Here is a 12,819-nt window from a genome sequence, read left to right as displayed (position 1 = left end):
ATACTATTTTTTTTAGGATTTTAGTTGAACTAGAGTTACAGCCTTTTTAGTAAAAACGAAGGTTTATATTTTAATGAATATGGTCTTCTTCGATTTCAAATTCCGCGTCTTTTTCCCAAATTTCCATTTCGCAAGGTTTACAATTGAATTTCAACTTGTATTCTAATTCGCCTTGTTTTAAAACTAAAGGTTCTTTAAGTTTAGTTTCCATAGTATCTTTATGATATTTTGGACATTTTTCTAATTCGTATTTGATGCAATATTTAGTAGTCATCACACGGGATTTCCCTGGATCCCATTGTAATTCAAAAGCTTTTTCAATTTCGGTTACTCCATGACGTTCGTAAAATTTACGCGCCATTTTATTGGAAACATTATAGGTGAAATCCAATTGATCTATCGGAAAAGGGTGGTTTGTTTTTACAATCTGATGTTCTTCACGTTTGTAATTGGCCAGACGAATTTCTGATAATTGCTCATATACGGTTCGTCGCATTTCGTTGATTTTTGAAATTGGAAGAAACCAATTTTCAGAAAAATGCACTGTAATTTCGTTGGCAGTATAAGGAGTAAAACCTGTTTTTGCTAATTGTGTTTTAATGTTGTCTTCAATGGAGAGCTTGTTTTTAGTCTGCTCTTTTGCGTGAACCAAATTCACTGTGCTAACATAACCATCTTCATCGGTAGCAATTAATTCAAAACCGTTTTCGTTTTCAGTTAATATCAAAGAAGTATTTATTTTTCTAACAGCGCTATCTTCACGTTCTACAATTTTAATGAAGGCAGCATCATTGTTACGGTAAATGAAAGTGCCTGCTTTTATTTCTTTCAACACATTAGGATAGGCTAAACCATTTTCTACTTTGTTGACATAAATACCATCGGCTTCATTATTTTCGTTGATAAAACAAAGACCGTCACCATTATTCAAAAGATGTCCATTTTCAATTTTGTAAGCACCACCCTTAGTTTCGATAAGTTTACCAATGTATTGTCCTTTGGATTTTGGACTTTCCCAAGAACCAATAGAACTATGACGTTCATTAACAAAATAATCGGTATAACCGCGGTTAAAAGTACGATTCAATGCCGAATCAAAAGTATAGGTACAACTTCCCGAAGAGGCTTTAGTATAAGCGTTGTTTTCTTCTAAAAAAGCATCTAATTTTTGTCTAAGAAAAGAAACATTATTTTTTACATAAACAATATCTTTTAGTCGGCCTTCTATTTTGAAAGAACAAATTCCAGCTTCAATTAAATTAGGAATTTGATCGGTAACATCAAAATCTTTGATAGAAAGCAGGTGGCTGTTTTTGATTAGCGTATCGCCATGACCGTCAATCAGATTGTATGGTAAACGACAGTTTTGAGCACAAGAACCTCGGTTAGCTGAACGTTCGCCATTGGCCACGCTCATATAACAATTGCCACTAAAGGAAACGCACAACGCTCCCGTTACAAAAAATTCCAATTCAACATCTGCGGCATCACTGATTTCTTTGATTTGGTGCAGGTTTAATTCGCGAGCCAAAACAACACGTTTGATACCAGCATCTTTCAGAAATTTAATATTATTTGCATCTCTATTATTGGCTTGTGTACTGGCATGCAAAACAATTGGAGGCAACTCCATTTCCATGATGGCCATATCTTGGATAATTAATGCATCGACACCAATATCATATAATTTCCAAATCATTTGACGACAAGTTTCGAGTTCGTTGTCGTATAAAATGGTATTCATTACCACAAAAACTTGTGCGTGAAATAAATGGGCATATTGGACTAATGCGGCTACATCCTCCATCGAATTGTGTGCATTAGAACGCGCTCCAAATTGAGGTGCGCCTATATAAACGGCATCCGCTCCACTATTGATGGCTGCTATACCGTGAATTAAATCCTTTGCCGGGGCTAATATTTCTATTTTCTTTTTCATCTCAGGATGATAATTTTTAATTTCTAAAACTTTTTAGGAAAAAATATATGCCTAAAAAAGTTTGCAAAGTTCTTATAAATTATCCGAGATTTCTAATTCAAAAGGGCTTTTTTGCTACTAAGAAATTAAGTTTTAACTTTCTGCGAAGATTTATAAACTAAAAAGTGTCTGAACTTTGCCCAAAAGTGAGTAAATTATGGTCAGGATCAAGTATTGAAAATTCTTTTTGTCCCCAAGGTTTAATTTCCAAAGGGCCGTTGGGATGAATGGCAACGCCGTTGTTCAAGAAGTTTCTATAAACGGTTTCGATATCTTTGGTTCGAATGTAGACTTGCCCGTAATTTTCCAAAGGGTTAATTGTAGTAAATTCAAAAAAATGAATCTGAATTTGGTCTTTTTGTACCATTAAATAGCCGTTAAAGTCAGCGCTACCAAATTCCTCAAAACCCAATTGATTACAATAGAATTCTCTTGTAACGGCTTTGTTACGCATAGGGAGTTTTGGATGTATGGCTGTTAGCATAATTTAATGAAATAGATAGTTTTTCAAATTTCCATTTTATTTTGGTATAAAACAAAAAAAAAGCCCAAGTTTCCTTAGGCTTTTAATGTTATAATCAGAAGGTGTTATGCAACCGCTTCTTTTATTCTGCGTAATGCTTCTTTTAGTAAATCTTCGCTAGTTGCGTAAGAGAAACGAATACAGTTTGGATTACCAAAAGCGTCACCTGTTACAGTAGCTACATTGGCTTCTGCCAAAAGGTACATAGAGAAGTCATTTGCATCTTTGATATGTGTTCCTTTTAATGTTTTTCCGAAGAAAGAAGAAACGTCAGGAAATACGTAAAAAGCTCCTTCTGGAACGTTTATTTTGATTCCTGGAATTTCTTTTAGTAATCCTACAACTAAATCTCTACGGCTATGGAAAGCTTGAACCATGTGGTTTAATACACTAGGGTCAGCATCAACAGCAGTTATAGTTGCACGTTGTGCGATAGAATTTGCTCCTGAAGTTACTTGACCTTGAATTTTTGTACATGCTTTTGCGATGAATTCTGGTGCACCAATGTATCCAATTCTGTATCCTGTCATAGCGAATGCTTTTGCTACTCCATTTACAGTAATTGTTTTTTCTAGCATTCCTGGGATTGAACCAATGCTGCAGAATGTTCCTGAGAAATTGATGTGCTCATAGATTTCGTCAGCAACAACATATACATTAGGATGTTTTTCTAATACTTTTGCTAAAGCAGTAAGTTCTTCTCTGTTATAAACAGAGCCACTTGGGTTACAAGGAGAACTGAACCACATCATTTTTGTTTTTGGAGTGATGGCAGCTTCTAATTGTTCTGGTGTGATTTTGAAATCTGTTTCTACAGAAGTAGGAACTTCTACAGGAACTCCACCGGATAATTTTACAATTTCGAAATAAGATACCCAGTATGGTGCTGGCAAAATTACTTCGTCACCATCATTTAACATTACTTGAGCAATGTTATATAATGATTGTTTTGCTCCTGTTGAAACTACAATTTGAGAAGGTTTGTACTCTAAACCATTGTCTCTTTTGAATTTTCTGCAGATAGCTTCTTTTAAATCAGCGTATCCTTCTACTGGAGAGTAGGTGCTATAGTTGTCGTCGATTGCTTTTTTCGCAGCTTCTTTGATGAAGTCTGGTGTATTGAAATCAGGCTCACCTAAGCTTAAACTGATGATATCTTTTCCTTGTGCTTTTAATTCTCTAGCCAAAGCAGCCATGGCTAATGTTTGTGATGTAGCCAGATTGTTAATTCTGTCTGAAAGTGGATTACTCATTAAAAAAGGGTTGAATGTCCCGGGTTTCCATTGGAAAATTAGGGAGGTTAATTATTTATTTTATTAGTTATTTGTTTTTTATGCGGTTAATTCTGGTTTCATTCCTAGATCTTTTAAATGTTTGAAATGGGCGATAACAGCGGAACGCATTGTTTTGTATTCGTAATAAGGTAAATTACATTCTTTAGCGGTTTCTTTAACAATTGCAGCAATTTTACCGTAGTGAATGTGACTTATATTTGGGAAAATATGGTGCTCGATTTGGTGGTTTAACCCGCCAGTATACCAATTTACAATTTTATTTTTTGGAGCAAAGTTAGTCGTAGTAAACAATTGGTGAATAGCCCAAGTGTTTTCAATTTCACCGTCTTCATTTGGTAATGGATTAGTAGTTTCTTCAACCACATGTGCCAATTGGAAAACAATACTTAAGATTAATCCAGCTGTATAATGCATTACAAAAAATCCGATAAGCACTTCCCACCATGTAATTCCTATAACAATAGGCAATACAATCCATATAGAAACATAAATGATTTTAGTGATAATTAAAGTAGTCCAAAGTGTTTTAGGGCTTTTGGCTTCGCCATAAGATAATTTTCTTTTTAGATAACTTTTCATTTGCTTAAAATCAGTAGTGATTGCCCAATTGAAAGTTAATAATCCATATAAAAACACAGAATAATATTGTTGAAAACGATGAAAACTATGCCATTTAGCTTCCTTGGTAAATCGAATAATTCTTCCTGCGTCAAGATCTTCATCGTGTCCAGGAATATTAGTGTAAGTGTGGTGTAATACGTTATGTTGAACCTGCCAATTGTATACGTTTCCAGCTAAAATATAAATGGTTCCTCCCATGAATTTATTGACCCAGTTTTTATTAGAATACGAGCCATGATTACCATCGTGCATAACATTCATGCCAACACCTGCCATACCAATTCCTATAACGATAGTCAGCAACAGATGTGCCCAAAATGGCATATCCAGTGTTAGGATTAAAAAGTAAGGTGCAAGAAAAACAGTAAAGAGAATTATAGTTTTTAAGTGAAGTCTCCAATTTCCTGTTTTTTGGATATTATTTTCCTTAAAGTAATTGTTAACCCGTGAGTTAAGCGTTCTGAAAAATTTTAAATTGTCTTGCTTAGCAAATGTAGGTGGGTTGTTATTCATATATTTTTGTAATAATCCCCAAAGATAATTATTATAAATTTTCAATATGCAAAATTGAGTTAAATATTTACAAGCTAAAAATAGTACTTTTGTTAAAAATTTTTCAAATGGACGAGATTCTTAAGTATTTTCCTAATTTAACCGATATACAAAAAAAACAATTCGAGCAGTTGGATTTTTTATACCATGATTGGAATGAAAAAATCAATGTGATTTCGAGAAAAGATATTGATGCTTTATATACAAAGCACATTTTACATTCGTTAGGGATTGCTAAAATTATAAAATTCGAACCGAGAACTTATGTCTTGGATGTTGGTACTGGTGGTGGGTTTCCAGGGATTCCCTTGGCTATTCTTTTTCCAGAAACACGTTTTTATTTGATTGATGTTATCGCAAAAAAAATCAAAGTGGTTCAAGCTGTTGCCGAAGCCTTGGAACTGAAAAACGTAAAAGCAGAGCAAATTCGTGCTGAGAATGTAAAAGGAGATTTTGATTTTATTGTGAGTCGTGCGGTAACGAATATGCCAGATTTTGTATCTTGGGTTAAAACCAAAATCAAAAAAAACAACAAACATGAATTGAAAAACGGAATTCTGTATCTAAAAGGCGGTGATTTAACCGAAGAGTTAAAAGATTTTCCGAAAGCTACGGAATATAATTTAGTAGACTTTTTTGAAGATGAGTTTTTCGAAACAAAGAAAGTAGTGCATTTGCCGTTGAAGTTTCAAATTTAGTCATAAAGTTTATTAGTCATAAGGTCAAAAGTCTTAAAGTTGAAAGATAGAATTGAGTAGAAAAAATGTAAATATAAAAGCCGAATCTAAATTTTAGATTCGGCTTTTATATTTACAAAGTCCTTTAAGACTTTTGACTTTCAAACTTTAGGACTAATTTATTCTCCTAAAAATGGATATCTATAATCTTCAGGTGTTACAAATGTTTCTTTGATAGTTCTTGGCGAAGCCCAACGTAATAAATTTAAAGCAGAACCCGCTTTGTCATTTGTTCCAGATGCTCTAGCACCACCAAAAGGTTGCATTCCCACAACAGCCCCCGTAGGTTTGTCATTGATATAGAAGTTACCAGCCGCGTTTTGTAAAGCAACTGTTGCTTGCTCAATAGCATAACGATCTTTACTGAAAACCGCACCTGTTAATGCATATTCAGAAGTTGTATCAACTAATTCTAAAGTTTCTGCCCATTTTGCATCTTCGTAAACGAAAATTGTGATTACTGGTCCGAATAATTCGGTTTCCATTGTAGTGTAATGTGGGTTAGTAGTTACGATAATTGTAGGTTCAATAAAGTAACCAACAGATTTATCATAATTTCCTCCAACAATAATTTCGGCATCAGCATCTTTTTTAGCTTGGTCAATAAAACTAGCTAATTTATCAAAAGAACCTTCGTGAATTACAGCGGTAATAAAGTTGCTGAAATCTTCTGGAGATCCCATTTTCATGGATTTAGTATCAGTAATTAATTGTTCTTTAATTGCTGGCCATAAACTTTGAGGAACATAAGCTCTTGAAGCTGCAGAACATTTTTGACCTTGAAATTCAAAAGCACCACGTACAATTCCTGTTGCTACTTGTTTTGGATTAGCACTTGAATGGGCAATGATAAAATCTTTTCCACCAGTTTCACCTACAATTCTTGGATATGTTTTATAGTGGTGAATGTTAGTTCCAATTTTTGACCAAATATCTTTGAAAACATGAGTTGATCCAGTAAAATGTATTCCAGCAAAGTCACGACTTGCTAAAACTGTATCCGTAATCATTAGCGCATCTCCAAAAACTACGTTGATAACTCCGTCAGGAACACCCGCTTCTTTGAAAACATCAATGATGATTTTTGCAGAAAATACTTGACTATCACTTGGTTTCCAAATTACAACATTTCCCATCATGGCTGCACTTGCAGGAAGATTTGCGGCAATAGCTGTAAAGTTAAAAGGAGTAATAGCATATACAAAACCTTCAAGAGGTCTGTATTCTAATCGATTCCACATGTCAGAATTTGACTTTGGTTGATCGTTGTAAATTTGCGTCATGAATTCCACGTTAAAACGTAAAAAATCAATTAACTCACAAGAAGCATCAATTTCTGCTTGATGGATATTTTTAGATTGCGCAATCATAGTTGCGGCATTTATTCTAGCTCTGTAAGGACCTGCAATTAATTCAGCTGCTTTAAGAAAAATAGCTGCTCTTTGTTCCCAAGCCATATTTGCCCATGCAGTTCTTGATTCTAATGCATTTGCAATCGCTTTTTCAACATGAGTTTTTTCGGCTAAATGGTACGTTCCTACGATATGTTTGTGATCGTGTGGAGCCGACATTGTTTTGGTGTTTCCTGTTCTAATTTCGTCGCTACCGATATATAAAGGCACATCAATTTTAGAATTCCACATAGTAGAATAAGCAGCTTGAACTGCAGCTTTTTCTGGTGAATTAGGGGCGTATCCTTTTACTGGTTCGTTTACCGCTTTGGGTACATTAAAAAATCCTTTAAGCATGTTGATCGATTAAATAATTAGACAATTTAAAATATAACCCATTGAATTATATAATTTGACGCAAAATTACGGATGATAATTTAAAATATCACTATTTTTAACAAAATATAAGTCAAATTAATTTAGAGCAAAAGGAGCACTTAGCCTGAAAGTAGGTACAATAACTTTGAACGTTTTTGTAGTAGTAAAATTAACCATATCAAAATGTCCTTTCATAGCTCCATGAGGAGATGATAATAAACAACCAGAACTGTATATATGGAATTCACCTGGTTTTAAAACGGGTTTTTTACCAATCACGCCTTCGCCATCAACTATTTCAAGATCATTTAGGGAATCGTAAATTTCCCAATGGCGGGAAGTTAATTGAACGGAATCTTTGCTGTGGTTTTCTATTTTAATTTCATAACTAAAGGCAAAATGGATTCTGTAGTTTTTGAAGTAAGTACCTTCAAAACTAGTCAAAACCGAAATTTTTATACCTCTTGTTATTTGAGAAACCATATTAAAGCGTTAAATATGTGTTTAATAGTTACAAATTTACGAAAATTTGATTTGTTTAATCACTTTTAGAAATGTTTTTTTTAGTTGATAATATTTAGAGAATTTGCCGTTCCTTTTCCGATAACATGGTCATAACGATCATTGTTTTCTCGGAAATAAACCAGAACGGTATAATCGTTTTCTGTTTGATAAAAATTACCATCAATACCGTTTTCTGAATCAATTATTCCTTTACTATCCGCTACGGTATATTCGAAATTAGTGAATCCTTGTTTTATCAGTACTGCTTTTTCATAACGATTGTTTTTAGAATTATAATCCATTTTATATTCAGGAGTTAGCGCATAATTATTGAACATTCCTGTAATATATATGTCTTTGTTTAATCTAAAAGCGGGTGCTGATAAGCTAAAATATACCCAAGCATAATCGGATTCAATTTCGTTGTTATTCGCATTTAAATTCCGAACCGCAAAATCACCATTTACATCATGAGTCACTGAATAAGGGAAATTTGTTCGGGCATTATTAGTAAATAAATAAGAATTATATAAGGTTCCGTTTGAATCAATTCGAGCTACATTATTGCTAGCAGATCGGATGTCTTTATTGTCGAAATACAAAAATTCATTACCAGCCCAAAATTGTGTTTGTGTATCGTACTTGTATACTAAATCATTTCCAATGGTGTATTGTGGGGCCACATTAGTGATGGCAGTATTGAATTTTCCGTTTTGAAGTAAGGCAACCTTAACGTTTTTTAAAGGGTTCTGAAAATTAATGGAATTTGTTTTTATGGTAAATTCTAGATTTTGTTTATATTCTAAGTTATCTACAGTTCGAGCTCTTTTTACTTGAATAGGAACGGTTACAAGGTCTTCATATAAAATAAATTTTCTAGAAAAAACAACTTCTTTGTCTTCACTTAAAATTTTGAGGATATAATTTCCGCTAATTCGTAATTGTGTAAGCTGATTTGGAATGGATAATCTATAATGAGAATACATTTGTAACGTATTGAAGGAATTCGAATAATCTTGAATTCTTTGATTGTCAAATCCTTGTAAATAATCTGTTTTTGGGATGTTTGTAGGAATCCAATTGTAATCACAGTGAATTATTTCGTAATAATAATCCGCTTCATTTCCGAATAAATCGTCAAATTGCAACTGAAAGCCATCTCCCAAATGAAATATAGGGATTGCGTTTTTGTTGTTTTGAACAAACGAAATGGTTTTGATATTATAAGGAGGAGCAACTTCATTTTCTACTTGTGCAGAAACAGAAGTGATGAATAAAAGAAACATTAGTTTTCTAAAAAACAAAGTTGGCATAATTGTCAATTTACTAAAATGTAAATATAACGAATTATGCCATACTATATTATTGGTGTAAAATGTTCTTATTTGAAACAAACGGGAATGATTTCTCCTTTGGCCAAGCAGTATTTTTCAACTAATTCTGGAGCTATTTCATTGGTGTAATCTTCTTCGATAACATTAAAACCGATTGACCTTAATTTATCAAAATAATCACGTCCATAAATACGTACATGATCGTATTGTCCGAATATTTTAGCACGCTCTTTTTGGTCAGTAATGCTATCATCTGCAAAAGTAGTAGCTCTTGATAAATCCTGAGGAATCTGTAAAACAGCCATTCCGCCTGGTTTTAAAACACGAAATAATTCCTGCATAGCCTTAGTGTCGTCAGGAATGTGCTCCAAAACATGGTTGCATAGAATAACATCATATTGATTGTCTTCAAAAGGCAAATTACAAATATCAGCTTTTACATCCGCTAGCGGGGAAAATAAATCAGTAGTGGTGTATTCTAGATTTTTTTGATTTCGAAATAATTTATAGAAAGCCTGTTCTGGTGCAAAATGCAAGATTTTCTTTTTTTCTTTTGAAGTGAAAAAATCAGTTTTATCATTTAAATATAACCAAAGTAAACGATGTCTTTCTAGAGAAAGTGTGCTTGGTGAAAGTACATTATTTCTTTGTGTCCCATAACCGTATGGCAAAAACATTCTAAAACTTTTTTCATCAATTGGATCGGTGAAAGCATCTCCTTTTAGTGCCAATGCAAGAATTGGACGCGCAATATAACTTAACCGAATAAGAATTGGTCTCGGAATAGTATTAAGTATAAGTTTAAAAAGTTTTTTCATTAGCTATTTTATATAATTTTTTAAAAAAAATATAAGTTTAGTTTTTCTTCAACGACCTTAAATGTCTTACATGGTTTAAAAAAAGGTTAACCATATAAGGCTATTTAAGTTTTTGATTTGTTTAGATAACTAAAGGTTCTTTTCTAAATTCATCTTCTTCATTACTCACAATTCCTAATGCTTTGTATATGTATCCAAATGTTGATAAAATTTCAGGTTTTCCATCGATGATAGCAACATCATGTTCAAAATGTGCACTTGGTTTTCCATCGGCAGTTAGGATTGTCCAACCGTCTTTTAATTGTTTGATGTTTCGTGTTCCAAGATTAATCATCGGCTCAATAGCAACGACCATTCCTTCTACAAAAAGTTTTCCACGACCACGTTTTCCGTAGTTTGGCATTTCAGGATCTTCGTGCATTTTTTGTCCAACACCATGACCTACAAGTTCACGAACTACTCCGTAACCATGTGCTTCGGTATATTTTTGAATTGCATTTCCTACGTCTTCAACACGATTTCCTAATTTGAATTCTCGAATTCCTACGTATAACGATTCTTTGGTTACTTGCAATAATTTTTTGGTTTCAGGAGCAACTTCACCAATTTCGAATGAATAGGCATGATCTCCATGATAGCCATTTTTGTAAGCCCCACAATCTACAGAAATTACATCCCCACTTTCTAATGGTTTGTCGTTTGGAATTCCGTGAACAACTTGTGCGTTTGGACTCATGCAAAGTGAATTTGGGAAACCATATAAGCCAAGAAAACTTGGTTCAGCTCCATGGTCACGAATAAATTCTTCGGCTAGTTTGTCTAAGTATAAAGTAGTAACTCCTTCCTTTATTTCGGAAGCTATCATTCCTAATGTTTTTGATACGATCAATGCGCTTTCTCGCATCAATTCTATTTCTTCACGTGATTTTACTATAATCATATTTACGAATTTTCAGTTTGCAAAAGTACAATTTTATGACAACTTTTGATGCTAAATAGCGGATAATAAAAAAGCTGTCCCAACTGGAACAGCTTTTTTTAGTTTAAATTCAGCTGAATTGTAATCTTATAATAAAGAATGACAACTCATTGCTTCTGGTTTTTCAATTCCCATCAATTCTAGAATAGTAGGTGCAATATCACCTAAAACACCATCGTGAATTGTTTTTAAATCTTTGTCTACTAATATAATAGGCACAGGATTTGTTGTGTGAGCTGTATTTGGGCTTCCGTCAGGATTAATCATTGTTTCGCAATTTCCATGGTCAGCAATTACAATCGTAGTATAATCATTTGCTAAAGCAGCTTCAATAACTTCTTTTACACAAGCATCAACTGCTTCACATGCTTTTATGGCTGCACTCATAATTCCGGTATGTCCTACCATATCGCCGTTAGCAAAATTAAGGCATACAAAATCTACTTCTCCTTTGTTTAATTCAGGAACCAAAGCGTCTTTTAATTCAAAAGCACTCATTTCTGGTTGTAAGTCGTAAGTGGCTACTTTTGGCGAGTTTCTCAAAATTCTAGATTCTCCTTCAAATGGTGTTTCTCTACCACCTGAAAAGAAAAAAGTTACGTGTGGATACTTTTCAGTTTCAGCAATACGAATTTGTTTTTTATGTGCTTTTTCTAATACTTCACCAAGAGTTTCTGTAATGTTGTCTTTATTGTAGACTACTTTTACATTTTGGTACGTTTCGTCATAATTAGTAAGCGTTACATAATACAAATTAATTTTGTGCATGTTTTGCTCATGAAAATCTTGTTGCGAAAGCGCTTCAGTCAATTCACGTCCTCTATCAGTTCTGAAATTAAAGAAAATTACAACATCGTCTTCTTGAATAGTTGCAAGAGGTTTGTCGTTTTCATCAACCATAACTGTTGGGTGAATAAACTCATCTGTAACATCATTTTTGTAACTTTCTTCAATAGAAGCTACAGCATTTTTAGAATGAGTTCCTGTTCCGTTTACAACTAAGTCATACGCTAATTTTACTCTTTCCCAACGTTTATCTCGGTCCATTGCATAATAACGACCAATAACTGAAGCCAGTTTTACAGTAGTATTAGCGATATAATTTTCTAAATCTTGAATGTATTTTTTTCCAGATTTTGGATCTACGTCACGACCATCGGTGAAGGCGTGAACAAACACTTCTTTTAATCCATATTGCTGAGTAGCATCTATTAATCCTCGTAAGTGTGAAGTGTGCGAGTGAACGCCTCCGTCAGAAACAAGACCTAAAAAGTGAACTTTTTTATTGTTTTCTTTAGCATATGTAAAGGCATCAATTAGTACTTGTTCTTTTATCAAAGTATTATTGGCTACAGCCAAATTTATTTTGGCTAAATCTTGATACACAATACGACCAGCTCCTAAGTTCATGTGACCTACTTCGCTGTTACCCATTTGTCCTTCAGGTAAACCTACGTTTAAACCATCTGTTCTAAGTTGAGCACTTGGGTAATTTTTATAAAGGCTATTTATAAACGGAACGTTTGCGTTATCTATTGCAGAAACTTTCGGGTCTGGAGATTTCCCCCAACCGTCTAGAATCATAAGAATTACTTTTTTATTCATGATAATTTTTTACGCAAATATAAAGAATTTTAGAAAAAAAGTAGGGGTCTATAAATCACTATTATACATTTTTAAGTGAACAGAACCATTCAATAATAATTCTG

The 12,819-nt window shown here is 33.6% G+C and carries 11 protein-coding genes; 1 reads left to right on the top strand and 10 read right to left on the bottom strand.

From position 1 onward, the window contains the following. Positions 1 to 70: 70 nt before the first annotated feature. The 4 genes from C8C88_RS03850 to C8C88_RS03835 form a co-directional block, all read right to left on the bottom strand. Entirely contained in the window at positions 71 to 1,939 is a 1,869-nt protein-coding gene (locus C8C88_RS03850) for a U32 family peptidase (RefSeq protein WP_121336853.1), read from the bottom strand. A 157-nt stretch (positions 1,940 to 2,096) separates the two neighbouring features. Next, positions 2,097 to 2,462, bottom strand: a complete 366-nt coding sequence (locus C8C88_RS03845) for a VOC family protein (RefSeq protein WP_121336852.1) — start codon at positions 2,460 to 2,462, stop codon at positions 2,097 to 2,099. 104 nt (positions 2,463 to 2,566) lie between these two features. Beyond that, positions 2,567 to 3,754: a pyridoxal phosphate-dependent aminotransferase gene (locus C8C88_RS03840; RefSeq protein WP_121336851.1), complete on the bottom strand. Its 1,188-nt coding sequence runs from the start codon at positions 3,752 to 3,754 to the stop codon at positions 2,567 to 2,569. A gap of 78 nt (positions 3,755 to 3,832) precedes the next feature. Then, positions 3,833 to 4,930 (bottom strand): acyl-CoA desaturase, encoded by a 1,098-nt coding sequence (locus tag C8C88_RS03835; protein WP_121338556.1) that lies wholly within the window; start codon positions 4,928 to 4,930, stop codon positions 3,833 to 3,835. 107 nt (positions 4,931 to 5,037) lie between these two features. On the opposite strand from C8C88_RS03835, the gene rsmG reads away from it, so the two are divergent. After that, positions 5,038 to 5,667: a 16S rRNA (guanine(527)-N(7))-methyltransferase RsmG gene (gene rsmG, locus C8C88_RS03830; protein WP_121338555.1), complete on the top strand. Its 630-nt coding sequence runs from the start codon at positions 5,038 to 5,040 to the stop codon at positions 5,665 to 5,667. Positions 5,668 to 5,825: 158 nt separating this feature from the next. On the opposite strand, the gene pruA is transcribed toward rsmG, so the two are convergent. The 6 genes from pruA to gpmI form a co-directional block, all read right to left on the bottom strand. Beyond that, on the bottom strand, positions 5,826 to 7,454 hold the full coding sequence (gene pruA / locus C8C88_RS03825; protein WP_121336850.1) for an L-glutamate gamma-semialdehyde dehydrogenase: 1,629 nt from the start codon (positions 7,452 to 7,454) through the stop codon (positions 5,826 to 5,828). Between the two features lie 117 nt (positions 7,455 to 7,571). After that, positions 7,572 to 7,958, bottom strand: a complete 387-nt coding sequence (apaG, locus tag C8C88_RS03820; protein WP_121336849.1) for a Co2+/Mg2+ efflux protein ApaG — start codon at positions 7,956 to 7,958, stop codon at positions 7,572 to 7,574. A gap of 80 nt (positions 7,959 to 8,038) precedes the next feature. After that, positions 8,039 to 9,265, bottom strand: a complete 1,227-nt coding sequence (locus tag C8C88_RS03815) for a DUF5103 domain-containing protein (RefSeq protein ID WP_370453779.1) — start codon at positions 9,263 to 9,265, stop codon at positions 8,039 to 8,041. A 95-nt stretch (positions 9,266 to 9,360) separates the two neighbouring features. After that, a complete protein-coding gene (locus C8C88_RS03810; RefSeq protein WP_121336847.1) occupies positions 9,361 to 10,131 on the bottom strand; it encodes a class I SAM-dependent methyltransferase in 771 nt (256 codons plus the stop codon). A 121-nt stretch (positions 10,132 to 10,252) separates the two neighbouring features. Then, on the bottom strand, positions 10,253 to 11,071 hold the full coding sequence (gene map / locus C8C88_RS03805) for a type I methionyl aminopeptidase (protein ID WP_121336846.1): 819 nt from the start codon (positions 11,069 to 11,071) through the stop codon (positions 10,253 to 10,255). 126 nt (positions 11,072 to 11,197) lie between these two features. Then, positions 11,198 to 12,715, bottom strand: coding sequence for a 2,3-bisphosphoglycerate-independent phosphoglycerate mutase (gene gpmI / locus C8C88_RS03800; protein WP_121336845.1), 1,518 nt, complete (start codon positions 12,713 to 12,715; stop codon positions 11,198 to 11,200). Between the last annotated feature and the right edge of the window lie 104 nt (positions 12,716 to 12,819).

The organism is Flavobacterium sp. 123, assembly GCF_003634825.1.
In the GTDB taxonomy this organism is placed as follows: Bacteria; Bacteroidota; Bacteroidia; order Flavobacteriales; family Flavobacteriaceae; genus Flavobacterium.
The sequence above is the reverse complement of the archived record's forward strand: the minus strand, read 5'-3'. Positions and strand labels throughout refer to the sequence as shown.